The 17,771-nt window shown below is 60.1% G+C and carries 11 protein-coding genes; 3 read left to right on the top strand and 8 right to left on the bottom strand.

Translation table 11 applies throughout. The annotated features are described in order from the left end of the window. The first annotated feature begins 19 nt into the window (after positions 1 to 19). Together DXT96_RS18260 and DXT96_RS18265 are read left to right on the top strand one after the other, a co-directional pair. On the top strand, positions 20 to 733 hold the full coding sequence (locus DXT96_RS18260) for a 4'-phosphopantetheinyl transferase (RefSeq protein ID WP_153515848.1): 714 nt from the start codon (positions 20 to 22) through the stop codon (positions 731 to 733). Between the two features lie 124 nt (positions 734 to 857). Next, complete coding sequence (locus tag DXT96_RS18265) at positions 858 to 2,771, top strand: PhoX family phosphatase (RefSeq protein WP_153515849.1); 1,914 nt, start codon at positions 858 to 860, stop codon at positions 2,769 to 2,771. Positions 2,772 to 3,084: 313 nt separating this feature from the next. On the opposite strand, the gene DXT96_RS18270 is transcribed toward DXT96_RS18265, so the two are convergent. From DXT96_RS18270 to DXT96_RS18280, 3 genes are all read right to left on the bottom strand, one after another. Then, positions 3,085 to 4,389 (bottom strand): HlyD family type I secretion periplasmic adaptor subunit, encoded by a 1,305-nt coding sequence (locus tag DXT96_RS18270; RefSeq protein WP_153515850.1) that lies wholly within the window; start codon positions 4,387 to 4,389, stop codon positions 3,085 to 3,087. A 2-nt stretch (positions 4,390 to 4,391) separates the two neighbouring features. After that, positions 4,392 to 6,143: a type I secretion system permease/ATPase gene (locus DXT96_RS18275; protein WP_153515851.1), complete on the bottom strand. Its 1,752-nt coding sequence runs from the start codon at positions 6,141 to 6,143 to the stop codon at positions 4,392 to 4,394. 110 nt (positions 6,144 to 6,253) lie between these two features. Further along, positions 6,254 to 12,208 (bottom strand): Ig-like domain-containing protein, encoded by a 5,955-nt coding sequence (locus DXT96_RS18280; RefSeq protein WP_153515852.1) that lies wholly within the window; start codon positions 12,206 to 12,208, stop codon positions 6,254 to 6,256. A gap of 252 nt (positions 12,209 to 12,460) precedes the next feature. On the opposite strand from DXT96_RS18280, the gene DXT96_RS18285 reads away from it, so the two are divergent. After that, entirely contained in the window at positions 12,461 to 13,321 is an 861-nt protein-coding gene (locus DXT96_RS18285) for a LysR substrate-binding domain-containing protein (protein WP_153515853.1), read from the top strand. Positions 13,322 to 13,349: 28 nt separating this feature from the next. On the opposite strand, the gene DXT96_RS18290 is transcribed toward DXT96_RS18285, so the two are convergent. The 5 genes from DXT96_RS18290 to DXT96_RS18310 are packed head-to-tail and all read right to left on the bottom strand — an operon-like array spanning position 13,350 to position 17,768. Beyond that, positions 13,350 to 14,045, bottom strand: coding sequence for a cytochrome c3 family protein (locus DXT96_RS18290; protein WP_309574415.1), 696 nt, complete (start codon positions 14,043 to 14,045; stop codon positions 13,350 to 13,352). A gap of 2 nt (positions 14,046 to 14,047) precedes the next feature. Next, positions 14,048 to 14,539: a nitrate reductase cytochrome c-type subunit gene (locus DXT96_RS18295; RefSeq protein ID WP_153515854.1), complete on the bottom strand. Its 492-nt coding sequence runs from the start codon at positions 14,537 to 14,539 to the stop codon at positions 14,048 to 14,050. Beyond that, a complete protein-coding gene (gene napA / locus DXT96_RS18300) occupies positions 14,509 to 17,013 on the bottom strand; it encodes a periplasmic nitrate reductase subunit alpha (protein ID WP_153515855.1) in 2,505 nt (834 codons plus the stop codon). Before napA ends, DXT96_RS18295 begins: the two co-directional genes overlap by 31 nt. Beyond that, complete coding sequence (locus DXT96_RS18305; protein ID WP_149900841.1) at positions 16,988 to 17,275, bottom strand: chaperone NapD; 288 nt, start codon at positions 17,273 to 17,275, stop codon at positions 16,988 to 16,990. Before DXT96_RS18305 ends, napA begins: the two co-directional genes overlap by 26 nt. Further along, positions 17,268 to 17,768 carry a ferredoxin-type protein NapF gene (locus DXT96_RS18310; RefSeq protein ID WP_153515856.1) on the bottom strand — a complete coding sequence of 167 codons (501 nt, stop codon included), beginning with the start codon at positions 17,766 to 17,768 and terminating at the stop codon, positions 17,268 to 17,270. Before DXT96_RS18310 ends, DXT96_RS18305 begins: the two co-directional genes overlap by 8 nt. Positions 17,769 to 17,771: the final 3 nt, after the last annotated feature.

Here is a 17,771-nt window from a genome sequence, read left to right on the forward strand (position 1 = left end):
CTGGATGAGGGTGACGGACATGGCCATCGCAACAGCGTTTCATCGCAAAGCCGCCTCCGGCGATCCACCCGAGGCCATCTGGCCTTGGCCGGGCGACAGATGCGATTGCCATTGCCTCACCCTTCGTTACAGCGACGGCGAAGGTTGCGGCGGCGAGGTCCCTCCCTTGCCGCCGCAGCTTTTGCTCGCTACGGCCCGACGCAGGGCGGAATTCATCGCCGGGCGCAGATGCGCGGCGGAAGCCATACGCCATCTCACCGGCCGGCCCATTTTTCCAGGCATGGGAGAGGACCGCGCGCCGATTTGGCCCGAAGGCGTGGTCGGCGCGATTTCCCACAGCCGCGACCGGGCGATTGCCCTTGCTGGCTCCGACAGCCGCTTCTGTGGCATCGGCATCGATATCGAAAAGCTTTTGACCGAAGAGGAAGCCCGCGATATTGCCCCACAGGCTTTGACGGCGAATGAGCGTCACAAGCTAGGAAAAGACATTGATCCCTTCATGACCGGGCTGATTTTTTCAGCCAAGGAAAGCCTGTTCAAGGCGCTTTATCCAACTGTGAAACGGCTTTTCTTTTTTGAGGCGGCCGAATTATCCGCTTACGATGCGGATGGCTCGGGCTCACTTCGACTAACCGCCGACCTCACCGGCAATTGGCGTGAGGGAACTGAGATTTCCTTCCGCTTTGGCCATTTCGACGGCCTCGTGCTTACGCGCGTCCTTCTCCCGCAATGAGGGAAAAATGGCAAATTCTGTTCTCATAATCTCATATTTAAAGCCACTCCTCCCGTCATCCGTGTGAAATACTCAAGCGGTACGCAGCTTGTTGGAATGATTCCAAACATGGTGGAGATACGACATGACCGACATCGATACGAGCAAGCTGTCCTGGGACGAATGGGATGAACTGCAAAACCCGCCGCCGGCCGAAACCGATTTCGACCGCGTGGTCGAGACCGCAATTTCCCGCCGCGGTTTCCTCGGTGGCGTGCTGGCCTTCGGCTCGGCCGCAGCTGCCATGGGCACGCTCGGCAACCTGATGACCAGCACTTCGGCCGAAGCGCAGGAAGCCGCCGCCGGCCGCTTCCCCTTCAAGCCGGTAGCCGCCGCCACCGACCACACCATTCACGTGCCGGAAGGCTATAGCTGGAAGCCGGTTGCCAAGTGGGGCCAGCCGCTGTTCTCCAACGTTCCCGATCTCGACCCGGCCAAGGCTGTCAGCGTTGAAAACTCCGACAAGGTTTTCGGTGAAAACACCGACGGCATGGAACTCTTCATGGTCGGCGCCCATCAGCTGATCGCCGTCAACCATGAATACGTAAACCCGGAAATCAACCTGCCGCACACGGACAAGGGCAACCCGAAGACGGCCGACGACGTGAAGATTCTGCAGAACATGCAGGGCGTCACCGTCATGGAAGTCGCGGAAGGCAACGAAGGCTGGGAAATCGTTCTCGACAGCCCGTTCAACCGCCGTATCCACCACAATACACCAATGAAGCTTTCCGGCCCGGCCGCCGGCTCCGATCTCGTCAAGACAGCAGCCGATCCTGATGGTATCGACTGTCTCGGGACCTTCAACAATTGCGGTGCCGGCCGCACGCCCTGGGGCACCTACCTCACCTGCGAGGAAAACTTCAACGGCTATTTCGGCACTGCCGATACCGCCTTCAAGTTGCCCGATGACTACAAGCGTTATGGCATCGTCGCCGAGACGCGCTACGCCTATGAGAAATTTGACGCACGTTTCGACGTTGCCAAGAACCCGAACGAACCACGCCGCGCCGGTTACGTGGTCGAGATCGATCCTTCGGACGCCTCCTCCACCCCGATCAAGCGCACCGCGCTTGGCCGCATCAAGCACGAAAACGCCGCCGTGGTGATTGCCCGTGACGGCCGCGTCGTCGTTTACATGGGTGACGACGAGCGTGGCGAATTCCTCTACAAATTCGTCTCCAACGGCATCTATGTTCCGGGCGGCGATACCTCCAAACTGCTCGACGAAGGCACGCTCTACGTCGCCAAGTTCTCCGACGACGGCGCTGGCGAGTGGATGGCTCTCACGCCTGAAACCACCGGCATGAAGATCGACGAAATCTGCGTCTTCACCCGTCAGGCCGCCTCCAAGGTGGGTGCGACCACCATGGACCGCCCGGAATGGGTCGCCATCAACCCGGTCGCCATCGAAGCCTATTGCGCGCTGACCAACAACAGCCGCCGCGGCGAAATGAAGGACGGCAAGCTGCGTGCGAATGCCGGCGGCGACGCCATGGCAATCAATGCCGCCAACCCGCGCGAGAAGAACGAATATGGCCAGATCGTGCGCTGGTATCCGGAAAATGACGACCATGCCGATGCAAAGTTCAAGTGGGACCTGTTCTGCATGGCCGGCAACCCTTCCGTTCACAAGGACGCCTTTGCCGGCTCCTCGAACATCAACGAAGGCAACATGTTCAACTCGCCCGACGGCATGATGTTCGACAGTACCGGCCTGCTCTGGATCCAGACAGACGGTGAAGACAGCAACGAAGGCAACTTCGCCGGCCAGGGCAACAACCAGATGCTGGCGGGCGACCCGGCCACCGGCCGCATCGAGCGCTTCCTGACCGCGCCAAAGGGTTCCGAAGTCACCGGCCAGACATGGTCCGGCGACAAGCGCACCCACTTCGTCGGCATCCAGCACCCCGACGCCCCCTTCCCGGACGGCGAAGGCAAGCTGCCGCGCTCTGCCGTCATCGCCATCAAGCGTGACGACAACGCGCAGATCGGCTGACGCATAAGCACAAAAGAACCGGCTGCCCGTACAATGGAAAGCCGGTTCTATGATAAAAAACGCCGTGCGCCTGAAGGATGCACGGCGTTTTTCTTGAGGGTAATATCGACGCTTCGTTTTTTCGGAATCCTGTGTGGCCGGCTTTTCGTCACAAGCCGCATCGTTTTCAGAAAGAAATGCCGGTTAGGTCGGCACTGAGCTTCTGCTCACCCTCATCCCAACCGTTTACGGGAAGGATGGGCAAGACCTCTGCTGGCCGCCTGTCCTTCCCGTCACGGCGCTTCTGCCGGCCGATAACCCGACGCACAAACCGTCAGACCTCGCGGAACGTCCGGTTAGCCTGATCGAGCAGAGGCTTGAGAAAATACGACAAAACGCTTCTCTCACCGGTAGTGATAAAGGCTTCCACCGGCATGCCGGGCATCAGGCTGAATTCCCCAAGCCGCTTTATCTGCTCCGGAGAGGTTGCGACACGCACCACGTAGTGGCTGGCACCTGTTCTCTGGTCCACCGTCACATCCGCGGAAATGCGCTCCACCGTTCCGGTGATTTCCGGCGTGGTCTTCTGGTTGAAGGCGGAGAAACGCAGGTTCGTCAGCTGACCATAATAGATCTGGTCGATATCCTGCGGCGCAACCTTGGCCTCAACCACCAGCTTGTCGACCTCCGGTACGATCATCATGATCGGCTCACCGGGCGCCACAACACCGCCGACGGTGTGCACCGAAAGCTGATGCACGACGCCATCCTGCGGCGCGATGATATCGACACGTTTCAACTGGTCTTCAGCCGCCACGCGCCGCTCGACATATTCGCCGATGCGGGCTTCCATTTCACGCAGGTCCGAGCCGACCTCTTCCGACCATTGCTCATCAACCTGAAGGATTTGCAGTGCCGTTTCACTGATCTTCGCCTCGACGCCGGCAATGCCCGCCATCAGCCGACCGATATCGCCTTCGATATCCGTCGCCTGACGCTCCAGCGTGCTGAGCCGGCTTCTTTCCATCAGGCCCCTTTCGTGCAGGGAGCGAAAGCGGTTCAATTCCTCATCGACCATCCCTTGCTCGCGGAAATTTGCTGCCCGCTCAGCCTCCATGCCGGTTATCTCATCACGAAGCTGCCGCACACGCTGTTCGAGCTGGCTTTTTTTGCTTTCACGGACGGCCTTGCGGGTTTCATAAAGACGCTGCTCCGCGTTCATCGCCGCGGCAATCTCGGCATCATCGGCCCGAACGAGCAAAGCCTGCGGAAACACCACGCTACCGGCTCGGTCGCGCTCAGTTTCAAGCCGCGCCTTGCGAGCGGTAAATTGATCGAGGCTTTTGACGACGATGGCCAGATTGGCCTTCGTCATTGTCGCATCAATGCGCATCACCACATCGCCAGCCTTTACCCGGTCGCCGTCGCGCACCATCAGCTCGCTGACGACGCCGCCCGCCGGATGCTGGACTTTCTTGAGGCTGGTTTCAACCACCAGCGATCCCTGTGCAATTACCGCGCCGACAATCTCCGTGCCAACCGCCCAACCGCCGAACAGGCCCGTCAGGGTCAGAAATCCGAGACCTCCGACAACAAGGTGATTGCGGATCGAGCGCCTGAGTGTCTGCCATTCATCCATTTTCAAGCCTTTCCTGTTTCCGCCGCCTGCACGACCTTGAGCGCGCCTGCCGTGCCGCCAACCGGGCGCAGCACCTTGGCAAGCACTTCCTCCTTCGGACCGAAAGCCTGCTGGCGGCCGTCGGCAAGCATCAACACCTTGTCCACGGCAAAAAGCGCGCTTGGACGATGGGCGATGATGACGGCCACGCCGCCACGTTCGCGAACCCCGAGAATGGCCGCGGTCAGCGCATCCTCACCCTCTGAATCGAGATTGGAATTCGGCTCGTCGAGCACGACCAGAAACGGTTCACCATAAAGCGCTCGCGCAAGGGCGATCCGTTGTTTCTGCCCCGCCGACAATTGCCGTCCGGTTTCTCCGACCTCGGTGGAATACCCATCCGGCAGGCTGACAACGAGATCGTGAATTCGCGCCGCACGCGCCGCCGTGATGATCTTTTCCGAACTCGCTTCCGGATCGAAGGAGGCGATATTTTCGGCGATTGTGCCGTCCAGCAGTTCGACAGATTGCGGCATGTAGCCGATATGGCGGGCCAACGCCTCGGCCGGCCACTGGTCCAGCGTCGCACCATCCAGCCGAATGGCGCCTTTGAGCGGCCGCCAGAGGCCGACGAGAAGCCGCGCCAGCGAACTCTTGCCGGAGCCGCTCGCACCGATCACACCGAGGCCGCTTCCGGCGGCGAGCGTAAAGACAATGTCCTGCAATACCGGCTCGGCCGCTTCCGGCGGAACTGCACCGACCCGCTCGACCGACAGAAGGGCGTGCGGCGCGGGCAGATCCATGCGCGCGTTCCCTTCCGGCAACAGCGCCAGCGTTTTTTCGAGACGTCGGCGGCTTTGCCGGGCGGCAATGAAACCTTTCCAGTTGGCGATGGCGAGATCGACCGGCGCCAGCGCCCTCGCCGACAGGATGGAACCGGCAATGATGATGCCCGGCGTCGCCTGCTCATTAATGACGAGCCAGGCACCGACCGCCAGGATGCCGGATTGCAGCAGCATACGCAGTACCTTGCTCGCCACGCCGAAACCGGATGCAACGTCGCTTGCCGATCTCTGCTCGCGGACATAGGCGCGGTTATCCGCCTGCCAGCGTTCGCGTAGTGGCGAAGCCATTCCCATGACAGAAATAATATCAGCATTGCGGCGGCTGGTTTCGGCCAGTCGGTTACGTTTGGCGGAGTGGCGCGCCGCCTCCTCCACCGGACGCCGTGACACCAGCTCCGTCATCAGCGTGAAAATCGTCAGAATGGCCGCACCGGCAAGTGCGGTGACACCGAGCCAGAAATGAAAAGCGAAACAGATGGCTATGTAAAATGGCAGCCAGGGCAGGTCGAACAACGCAAGCGGCCCGCTGCCAGACAGGAACGAGCGGATCGTATCAAGATCGCGAAGCGGCTGCGCCTGACGGCCGCTGACGGGCAGGCGCAGCTGAAGGCCGATAACCGCATCGTAGATCTTCGATGACAGCGCCTGATCGAGGCGATCGGAAAGCCGCACCAGCAAACGGCCACGCAGGGCATCAAACAGGCCTTGAAACGCGTAAAGAACCACGACGATGCCGAACAGGGCGACCAGCGTCGGCAGGCTGCGGCTCGGCAGGACGCGGTCATAGACCTCCATCATGAACAGCGAGCCGGTGAGATAAAGAATATTGACCAGAGCGCTCATCAGCCCAATGCCGATGAAAGCGCCGGCACAGCCGGCGAACACACCCTTGATCTGGCGAACATTATTATTGGCAGAGTGAAAACGCATTTTTACTATCCGTTGAGATCGCGATGGCGATATCAGCCGGCGATAACGTACCGGTGACAGGCGCCTGCGAGCGAAAAAAGGCGCATCCGATCGGATGCGCCTTTCATGGTTCAGGCGAAGCGGAAGTCGTCGATGGCGAATTGTTCTGTCTTCACATTGGCGAAGGTGATGGAAGAGCCATCGTTGAAGGCAATCTCAGCGCCGTTTTCCCCATTTGTGAAGGAACCGGACGCGATGAGCGTCTGGTAGTCCGCGAAGACATCCTTCGAGAGCTGAACGACATCCTTGCCCTCCGCACCGGCCTCGAAGTCGGTGACGACATCGCGACCATTAACGGCGGCGAAAACAAAGGTGTCGGCACCGCTGCCACCCGTCAGGGTATCATTGCCGGTGCCACCGCTCAGCGTATCATCACCTGCGCCGCCATTCAGCGTGTCGTTTCCAGCTCCACCGCTTATAACGTCATTACCGGATCCGCCCATCAGCACGTCATTGCCCGCGCCGCCGTCGATCACATCATTGCCCTCGCCGGCGAGAACACGGTCGTTACCGGCTCCGGCATCCACCATGTCGTTGCCTTCACCGGCAACCATCGTGTCGTCACCATCGCCGCCTTCGAGCATGTCCTTGCGGCTGGTCCCGATCAGCATGTCGTCGCCATTACCGCCTTCAACGATGTTGTATTCGGTATAGCCGTCCACGGTGACCGTCGTGGTGCCCTTGGCTTCGCCGCCATTTGCATCACGAACCGTGTAGCTGAGCGTCACGGTCGCCAGCTGCCCATCCTCCAGCGCCGCAAAGGCGGAGGAAGGATCGACAACCAGCTTGCCGTCCACCGTCGAGAAGGCGGCAGCCGCCTGCTGATTGGTTATGGCAAGGCCCGCAACCGCCGTCACGGCGATGCTGACGAGTGCAAGACGGTCGCCTTCCACGTCGGTGTCGTTGGCGACGAGATCGAAAGCGGCCTTGTCCCTTTCCGCCAGCGCAATCTTGTCCGCAACAGCAACAGGCGCATCGTTGACGGGAGCTATCGTCAGGGTCACCACGCTCTCGACGCTGCCGCCCTTGCCATCCGAAACGACAACCGTGAAACTGTCGGTTCCGTTGACATTTGTGTTCGGCGTATAGGCCCATTCACCGGTTGCGGCATCCATCGCGACAGTGCCCTTCGAGGCATTTGCGCCCGTCTTGATGGCATAGGAAAGTGTGTCGCCATCGACGTCGGAGGCGACGACATTGCCTTTAAGGGCGATATCCTCGTTGGTAGTCACGGCGATGGAGGCGGCGACAGGCGCGTCATTGACCGGCTTGATGGTGAAGGCGGCGGCAGCTTCATTGGAACCGCCGCGACCGTCGGCGATCTTGTAGCTGAAAGATGCCTTGCCGTTAAAATTGGCGACCGCGGTAAAGCGGATGCCGGTTTCTTCCAGAGCCGCCGTTCCGCCAACGACACGGAAAACGCTGGCCACTGTCAATATGTCCAGATCGGCGTCCTTGTCATTCGCAAGCAGGGCGCTGAACGGAATGAGGAAGGATGCGGCATCCTCATCGATCGCGGCAAGCGTTTCAGACACCGCGACCGGACGCCGGTTCACGAGACCCTTGGCGATGGCCTCGCGGCTGAGGTTTGTACCATCAGCGAAACGCAGCATTTCGATACTGCCATCCGCCAGCTGGTTGTGCAGCGACAGTTTTTCGCCGCCCGCCAGTTCGATTTCGACGGACTGGCCATATTTGCGCAGAACGGCTTCATTTCTGGCAATATCGTGCAGGTAAAGAATGTCGGTCGCCCGAGATGCCGGCGCAGCCTCGAAGATGGTGTCGGAACCATCGCCGCGTCCGTAACGATAGAGGTCCGATCCATCGCCACCGATCAGCAGGTCGTTGCCACGGCCACCCTCGATGAAATCATCGCCAAGACCACCCGAAATCATGTCGTCGCCGGCATCGCCCCAGAGCTTGTCATTGCCGGCACCGCCGGAAAGCGCATCGCGGCCCGCGCCGCCAATCAGCGCATCATCACCATTGCCACCGTCCAGACGATCATCGCCTGTTGAGCCGAGGAGCGTATCATTGCCGTCACGGCCGAGGATCGTCGTGTCGGCAGTTTTGGCTTCAAGGAAGTCGTGCCCATCGGTACCGTTGACGATATTGCCTGCATCAAGCCCGAGTTTCAGGTCGACGACAGTCAGATTGTCGAAGGTCAGACCGGCATTGCCCCAGGAATAAAGGCCGAAGGTACCAGCATCGAGTTCGCGGTCGCCGATCGGATAGGCGAACAGGGCCTCGTCATTGAGGAAGGCGGTGATCTTGTCGGCGACGACCTCGACGCGCAGTTTCATCGCCTGGCCGGGTTCGTATTTACCCGGAACCTGGGCCAGAATTTCCTCGATGCCGTTCTTCATGCGCACGAGGTTGAAGATGCTGCCGGCGCCGTTTCTTGGACTGCGGTCGAGAATGCCGTCAGCATCCAATTCCAGCTTGTAGTAATTCTTGCTGTCCTTGTAGCGGAACAGGAAGCCGAGACCGTCTTTGTCTGGCGTCTGGATTGTCGCCTCGATGGCGTAGTCGGTCCATGCAAGCGCCGCCGGGTCATTGAACAGGGCGTAGGTGCCGAGACGAAGGACGTTAACGCCATCGCCAAGCGGGCTCCAGCCGCGCTGCCAGTAGTCTGTCGCCGTTGCTCCAGTCCACGTCAGTTCGCGGCTGGCAAGTCCGGTCGTCTGAAGCAGTTTGCCATCGGAGACCAGCCATTCGGACGCTTTGCCGTCCGGTCCGATACCGCCGAGTTCGCCCTCGTCGACAACCTTGAAACGCGCCATTGCCTCGGCCGAGGAGAAATCCTCGGCGACCAGGATTTTCGTCCGGTCGACGATCGTGACATCGATGCGATCCGTCGAAACGGAACCATTGGCGGAGGTCACTTTCAGAAGCAGCTTGTTGACGCCCGCATCGAGGGCGACATCGGCCTTCTTGCCGGTTGCGACGACATTGCCCTTGAGGTCCGTCCAGACGAATCCGGTGAGTTGCTCAGGTCCAAAGGAACCCGACGCATCGAGCGTGACGGAAGCCTTGCCGTCGCCATCGATGTCATAGGCTCTTTGGTCGATACCCGCTTTTGCGGTCGTAACGGCCCTGGTGACAACGATATCGTCAAAGACCGAAGCGCGCTGGCCACTGGAATAGACGCCGATAGTGCCGCCGGAAAGCGGTGCGGTCGCGTCCATGAGGGGGCCGCCGAACACGTTCTTGTCACCGAGGAAAATGTTGATGGCACCGCCAACTACGGCAACCGTCAGCGGGATTTCCATGTTATAAGGCGTGCCTTCTTTGACCTCGGCAAGCAGGACCGCCTTGCCATCGGCGACCTTTACCAGCTGGCGACGGTTTGTTTCACCGTCCATGGCGAAGCGATAATAATTATTCGCATCCTTGTAGTAGAAATAGACGCCCATCGCATCGTTATCAAGCTGAGTGAGCGTCGCCTCCAGCACGTAGTCGCTCCAGCCAGCCGATTGAGCGCCGATATAAACGAGCTTGTTGCCCACCGCATCGCTCTGGTCGAAAAGCGCTGCCTCCGGCGCGGCGAGATTGGCGCTGCCGGTCGGCCGGGAAAATACCGTTCCCTTTAGCAGGAAAGCTCCGGTATTGCCGTCGGCGCCGCCGAAATCGGTGGCCCAGCCGTCGGCCTTGCCGTCGTTGAAGTTTTCAACAAGCAGAGTGCGGTCGCCGCGCACCAGAACATCGACCGTGTCTCTGGTCTTGACGCCGTTCACATCCGTTGCCGTCAGGGTCAGCTTGTGCTTGCCGAGAGCGAGATCGGCCACCGCTTCCTTGCCTTCGGCGACGATATCGCCATTTTTGTCGGTCCAGACGAAGCTCTGAACCTCACCCGCGAGCAGCGACTTTGCACCGGATAACGCGACGCTTGCGGAAGACGCGCCAGCAGTGGCGTTGGCGACGATGTCGTCCCCGGCCTCGGCCATGGCGCGCGCCGTGCCCTTGCCGACATAGACATTCTCAAACACTTCCTGATGGCCGCGATAATAACCGGTCAGGCCGTCGCGATCGAGTTCCGGCTTGGTGCGATAACCGTCGAGATAGTCGTCGAAGGCGGTGAAATAGGTTTCGGTGGTGATGCGGTTATTGTCGGGATCGATTGTGATCAGGCGCATCGCGCCGTTACCGCCATTATCACCCTTGTCCTGATCGCCATTGCCGGTAATTTCGCGCGACACGCCGTTCTGGTAGTTGACGAGGAACTGGAAGACCGGTTCGCCATACTGGTTGTAGGTGATGTCCGTTTCCGCGCCGTCGCCGAAAATATGGCCGGAGAAGGTCATGACGATGTTGGGATAACGCGACAGCAATATGCGGGCGACATATTCGCCGTCGTTTGCGCCGCGCTGGTCGGTGCGCATGCCATAGTCGTAACCGGCGCCTTCGTCATAAAGCGGCAGGGCCAGATTGTCCTGGCGCGTCGCATAGCTTGTCAGCGAATGCGTCGCCAGCATGACGCGATGGTCGGGATATTTCTCGATCACGTCGCCCGCCCAGCGGATCACGTCGTCGCGCGGGCCGAATTCGAGCGAGATCGACAGCCACTTGGTGCCGTCAGGCGCGGTGAAGGTGCTATAGGTATTGCGCCCGGCAGCCTGCTCCTGATCGTAAGCACCACCGAAGACGCCGGGATTGGCGGCGGCCTGCTTTTCCGCCGAGAAACGGCGATCCAGTTCGTTGGAAGAATGGTCGGCGGCACTTCCGCCATTCGCCTGATCGTGGTTTCCGGGCAGGATCGCGTAAGGAAGCTTGCCGTCGAGCTTGCGCAGCGCCGCCTCGGCGATGTCCCATTCGCCGCTCTGATTGTTCTGGGTGACGTCACCCACATGGCTCATGAAGACGATCTTGTGGTTCTGGCGGTTGTCGATCAGCCACTGTGTCATCTCGCCGAATACATGCTTGATGCCGTCATTGGACGTATAGTCCTGCGTATCGGGAAAAACGGCGATGGTGTAGGCATTGGGGCCTGCCACACGCACGCGGAAGTCGTCCGTCACGCTTGTGCCCGCGGCGTCGGTGGCCGTCACGCGGATGTCGGAGTGGCCGAGAGCCGAAAAGTCAAGCACCAGCTTGTTTCCGTCCGTCACCGCCGCGGTGAGGATCTCGTTCTTGCTGTTCTGCACGGTAAAGGTGAGGTTTTCACCGGAGAAATGCTTGGAAAGGTCAAGCGTGACATTCTGCGCATCGGGCGTCACCATCATGTCCTTGATGGCGGCGGTCTTGGCGGCGGCGGCCGGATCGACCGGCGCAGGCTGTTCGCCGACAGCCGGAATTCCAGCGTCCTTTGCCGTCGTGGTCGAAAGCTCTACATTCTTGCCGCCGATGGCGCCCTCGCCAATGGCCGGTGCGGTGGAACCCTCTGTAAACCGGAATTCAAGCGGGGCGGAGGCGAGAACCGCCTCTCTCATCGTATCCGGCAGAATACCGCCCGCCTTGACGCCGCCAAGGACCGCCATCTCGTCCTGCGTCAGCGGGCCTTTCAAGAAGAGAAGATTGCTGAGGTAACCGGCAGAGGTCTGCCCGTTATCATCGGAGAAGATCAGGAAGCCCTTGGCGAGGTCGATTGCGAAACGTCCCGCGCCGGAGGCGGCAATCTTCTGTTCCGAGATGAAATCGCCGTTAATGTATTTCTTCATCGATACGCCGCCGCTGGCGTCTTTTTCGATCGTAAGACCGATACGGTTCCAGGCGTCCAGCCTGGCCGTGCCGCGGAAATCGCCGCTTGTGCCGAGGCCGTAGCGTTCCATGCCGACGGTCTTGCCGAAAATATCGTTGTCGCTGGCATTGGTGGGATCTGTCTGTAGAAAGGGTATCCACTTGGCGCCGTTCGCCGCAAAACCGCCTGTCGGGAAGTAGGCGTCGTAAACGAGGCTGTAGGAGGTCGCGAGGCCAATGCCGTTCGGCGAAATGAGAATGCCCTGCTCGCGCGACAGGCGAGGAATGGCCAGCAGCCAATCAGAAGAGGATTCGATGGGATTGGCGATCGAGTTTTGAGGTGTCGTCATCTCATTGACCTTTTTGCGTGAAACGGGTTGGCCCTTTGGCCATGCCGGCACGATTAAGGACAGCGACTAACGCGCCGATGACGAATTCCTAACAAATCGTAAACGCGCCATAGCGATTTCCCATGCCCGCCATCGGTTTCGCAGTGAGGTTAATAAAGTCATCCCGCAGGCGTCATGGAGTTGTCAGCGTTTTCACCGATAATTACTCCGCATCAGCGCCAGTCGTGTCGACCGGCGGCAGAACAGGACCCCATGTCGACCACGCAGCTGAAGGCCTTTCATATCGTCGCGCAATCGGGCGGTTTTTCCCAGGCTGCACGGGACATGGCGATAAGCCAGTCCACCCTTTCGGCCCATGTGCGGGAACTGGAGGCGATCAGCGGCGTGAACCTTCTGGAGAGAAAACCGCGGGGGGTAAGCCTTAGCCCGCAGGGCGAACGCCTGTTCGAAATCACCGCGCGCCTGTTCCAGGCGGAAAATGAGGCGAAAGCCCTCCTTCGCGGTGGGGAAAGTGCCGCAGGCGGGCACTTACGCGTTGCAGCCGATGGCCCAATTCTGCCGCTTCCCATTCTTTCGCGGCTGAAGGCCGAGCGGCCGCAGCTGACCTTTTCCCTTTCGGTCGACAATTCGGCACGGGTGGTGGAGCAGATCATCGATTACCGGGCCGATGTCGCCATCACCGCCCGCGCGCCCGACGATCCGCGCCTTTACGGCGTCAAGTTTCTCAGCATGCGGCTTGGTCTATGCGTCCCCGTCTCGCATCCGCTGGCTGCGCGGCAGAACGTTCTTATGGCCGAACTGGAAGGCCTGTCCTTCGTCATGCGAGAGCGCGGATCGCGCACGCGTGAAATCTTCGAAAAAAACCTTGCCGATCACGGCATCACCATCCAGCCGGTGATCGAAATCTCCTCCAGAGAAGGCGTGCGGGAAGCGATTGCCAACGGGGTGGGATGCGGCGTGGTCGCCGATCTGGAATTCGGCCACGATGCGCGGCTTTCCTTCGTTCCTCTGGGCGATGCCCGCGAACTGATCGACGAATACGCCGTCTGCCTTGCCGAAAGACGGCATCTGCCGCTATTGCGCCGGTTCATCGAGGAAGCCGGACGGGCCTGACCCGGCTTCCCATGCCCGCATCTGATGCTCAGAAAACGTTCCTGTGCACATCGCTCATGGCGCGGCGCAGATCATCGACCGCAGACGCCGTCTGTCCCGGTTCATCGTTGAGCGCCGGCGGCATTTTCCAGCCGGGATCGATGCCTTCCATATTCGGCAATTCATGGGCGATGCCCTTGTGGCAATCGATGCAGGTTGCCTTGCCCGTCAGCAGATATTTAGAATGGATGTCTGCGGCACGCTGCGTCTGTTTGGTAAAGTCCATGGCGGCGGAGGAGTGGCAGTTGCGGCATTCAAGGCTGTCATTTGCTTTCAGGCGCGACCACTCATGCTGTGCAAGCTCCAGGCGATGGTCGAGAAACTTCTTGCGCGTATCGATGGTGCCAAAAATCTTGCCCCAGACCTCCTTGGAAGCCTGCATCTTGCGGGCAATCTTGTCGGTCCATTCATGCGGCACATGACAATCCGGGCAGGAGGCGCGCACGCCGGAACGGTTGGAGAAATGCACCGTCCGGGTCAGCTCCTCATAAACATTTGCTCTCATCTCATGACAGGAAATGCAGAAGGCTTCCTTGTTGGTCATTTCGAGCGCCGTGTTGAAGGCGCCCCAGAACATGACGCCGCCGACGAAACCGCCGAGCGTGAGGAAGGCGAGGCTGAGCGTGGCGGCCGGCGTCGTCAGGACCGCCCATAGCCAGGCGAGGAGCTTTTTCACTCGGGCGATCATCATTCGCTACCCGCCGGTTTGACGCCCATCGTGCTCATGTCTTCGAACGTGTTGGGCACGAGCGGCCGGGTATCGGCCTGCGGCACATGACAGGCGGTGCAGAAATAACGCCGTGGCGAAACATCCGCCAGCATCTGGCCTTCCCGCGTCATGTAATGGGTGACGCTGATCATCGGTGCGCCGGAATCCTGCGTAAATTCGCGCTTGTGACAGGACAGACAGCGATTGGCATTGACCGACAGCTGATAGCCGTCGATTGAATGCGGGATGACCGGCGGCTGTTCGGGATAGGCGCGCATGCGCCTGATATCGTCGATCACCCATTTCGGCAGGGGTTTGGCGGGTTCGGTGCGCATGGCGTCGCCACGCGGGCCAGACAATTCCGGCACCATCTGCGCAACAGCCCCCGTCGCCACGGCCACGACCAAAAGCGTGGCGGCGATCCATCCGTGCTTCCCGATCATGCGACTGGCTCTATCTTGACTGCGCATTTCTTGTAATCCGTCTGCTTGGAGATGGGATCGGTTGCGTCGAGCGTCACCTTGTTGATCAACTGGCTGGCATCGAACCAGGGAACGAAGATGACGCCGGGCGGCATGCGGTTGCGGCCGCGCGTTTCCACGCGGGAACGAATTTCGCCACGGCGCGAAACGATGCGGATTTCAGCGCCCTGATTGAGCCCGCGCTTGCGCGCATCATCGGCATTCATGAAACAACGCGCGCCGGGAAAGGCCTTGTAGAGCTCCGGCACGCGCATGGTCATGGAGCCGGAATGCCAATGCTCCAGCACGCGGCCCGTCACCAGCCAGGTATCGAATTCCTCATCGGGGGATTCGGCCGGCGGCTCGTAGGGCACGGCGATGATGACCGCCTTGCCGTCCTTGTTGCCGTAGAACTTCACGCCCTCGCCCGGCTTGACGTAGGGGTCGTAACCCTCGCGGTAACGCCACAGCGTTTCCTTGCCGTCCACCACCGGCCAACGCATGCCGCGCACTTCGTGATAAGCATCGTAAGGTGCCAGATCGTGGCCGTGACCGCGCCCGAAGGCGGCATATTCCTCAAACAGACCCTTTTGCAGGTAGAAGCCAAAATCCGTGGATTCCTGGTTCTTATAATCCGCATTGATTTCGCTCAGCGGGAATTTGCCGACATCGCTGTCCTTGTAGAGAACCTCAAACAGCGTCTTGCCGCGATAAGCGGGATTGGCGTCCAGCAGTTCCGCCGGCCAGACCTCATCCGTGGTGAAGCGTTTGGAAAACTCCACCAGCTGCCAGAGATCAGAGCGCGCCTCACCTGTCGCCTCCACCAGCTGGTGCCAGACATGGGTGCGCCGCTCCGCATTGCCGTAGGCTCCTTCCTTCTCCACCCACATGGCGGCGGGCAGGATAAGGTCGGCGCTCATGGCGGTGATGGTCGGATAGGCATCCGAGACCACGATGAAGTTTTCGGGATTGCGATAACCCAGATAGGTCTCGTTCTTGGTGTTGGGACCGGCCTGAACGTTGTTGTTGACCTGCACCCAGTAGAAATTCAGCTTGCCGTCATGCAGCATGCGATCCTGCTGCACGGCGTGGTAACCCGGCTTTTCCGGGATGATACCGTGCGGGATGCGCCAGATTTCCTCGGCATGTTTGCGGTGTTCCGGGTTGGTCACCGTCATGTCCGCCGGCAGGCGGTGGGCGAAGGTTCCCACCTCGCGCGCCGTGCCGCAGGCAGACGGCTGGCCAGTGAGTGAGAACGGGCTGTTGCCCGGCTCGGAGATTTTGCCCGTCAGAAGATGGATGTTATAGACCATCTGGTTGGCCCAGACGCCGCGGACATGCTGGTTGAAACCCATGGTCCAGAGCGACATGACCTTACGTTTCGGGTCGGCGTAAAGTTCGGCCAGTTCTTCCAGAAACCCGGCTTCCACTCCGGTCATGGCCGCGGCCTTTTCCAGCGTATAGTCCGACACGAAGGCCTTGAAGGTCTCGAAATCGATCGCTTCCGTCTTCGTCGGATCGGCGGAATTGGCGGCATTCACCTCCACCGGATTGTCGGGACGCAGGCCATAACCGATATCGGTGACGCCGCGCACGAATTTCGTGTGGTTCTTCACGAAGTCTTCGTTGACCCGCCCGGTCTTGATGATGTGGTTGGCGATGTAATTGAGGATGACGAGGTCCGTACCCGGTTTGAAGATGATCGGAACATCGGCCAAGTCCATGCTGCGATGAGTGAAGGTCGAAAGCACCGCCACCTTCACATGGTTGAAGCCCAGACGCCGGTCGGCGATGCGGGTCCACAGAATGGGATGCATCTCCGCCATGTTCGAACCCCAGAGCACGAAGGCATCGGCATGTTCGAAGTCGTCATAACAGCCCATCGGCTCGTCCATGCCGAAGGTGCGCATGAAGGCATAGGCCGCAGAGGCCATGCAGTGGCGGGCATTGGGATCAAGATTGTTGGAGCGGAAACCGGCCCGCATCAGCTTGGTCGCGGCATAACCTTCGAAGATCGTCCACTGGCCCGAGCCGAACATGCCGACGGCGGTCGGCCCCTTCTCCTTCAACACCCGCTTGCACTGCTGCGCCATCACGTCAAAGGCCTCGTCCCAGCTCACCGACTCGAACTCGCCGTCCTTGGCATAGACGCCGTTTCTCTTGCGCAAAAGCGGGGTCTGCAGCCGGTCCTTGCCGTACATGATCTTGGAGAGGAAATAGCCCTTGATGCAGTTGAGGCCGCGATTGACCTCCGCCTGCATGTCGCCATGGGTGGCGACAACCTTGCCTTCCTTGACACCAACCATGACGCCGCAGCCCGTGCCACAGAAGCGACAGGGCGCCTTCGACCATTTGATCTGCAATGCGGACACACCGCCCGGCACCGGCTGGGCGGCGGCCGGCAATGCAATGCCCGCCGTTGCCGCCGCAATGCCGGCGGCATGGGCCTTCAATAGATCACGCCGCGTCAGTTCGCTGCTCATCGCCGCCTGTCTCCTCTGTGTCGACGTGTTCGAAAACCATGTTGGCGGCAATCACACCGTCGAGTGTCGAAATATAAGTGAGCGTATCGCCCAGCATGCCGGTGCTCGTGCCGTCTATGACGATGACGATCTTGCCGTTGCCCTCGGCATGCACCTCGACATTGTCGAGGGTTAATAGCGTTGCGAACACGGCGTCCCGCATCTGCGGCATCACCGCCACGACAGCACTTGAAACATGATACCGGCCTGTATTTTCAGGCATATTGCATCTCCGTGGCTGTTTCCTTGATCTTGATCACACCCGTTGGGCAGACGGACACACAAGCCCCGCAGCCGGTGCAGGCATCCTCGACAAGCTCGGGCACGAAGGGGCCGCCACGGCGCGGACGAAACCGGATGGCTTCGGTCGGACAGGCATCGCGGCAGGCCTGACAATCAATATTACCGAAGGCGAGACACCCATCATCAATCGCCATGACATGATCGAAGCGCTGCGCCTGAGATATGCTAAAAACCGGCTCGGCACAGGCTTCCGCGCATTTGCCGCAAAAGGTGCACTCCCCGGCCGAGAAATCGACCGAGGGCAAGCCACCCGACATGGTGATGATGCCGGCGGGGCAGACTTCCGCGCATTTTGCGCAACCGCTGCAGGCGGCGAGGTCGCTCAACGCGACCCCGGGGGGACAGATACGTGTTTCCCGTTTTTGTCCGCCGCGCAGAAAGTCACGACGGCTGAGAGAGACTTCCATCGTCATTTC

The organism is Agrobacterium sp. ICMP 6402 (assembly GCF_009498615.1).
In the GTDB taxonomy this organism is placed as follows: Bacteria; Pseudomonadota; Alphaproteobacteria; order Rhizobiales; family Rhizobiaceae; genus Agrobacterium; species Agrobacterium burrii.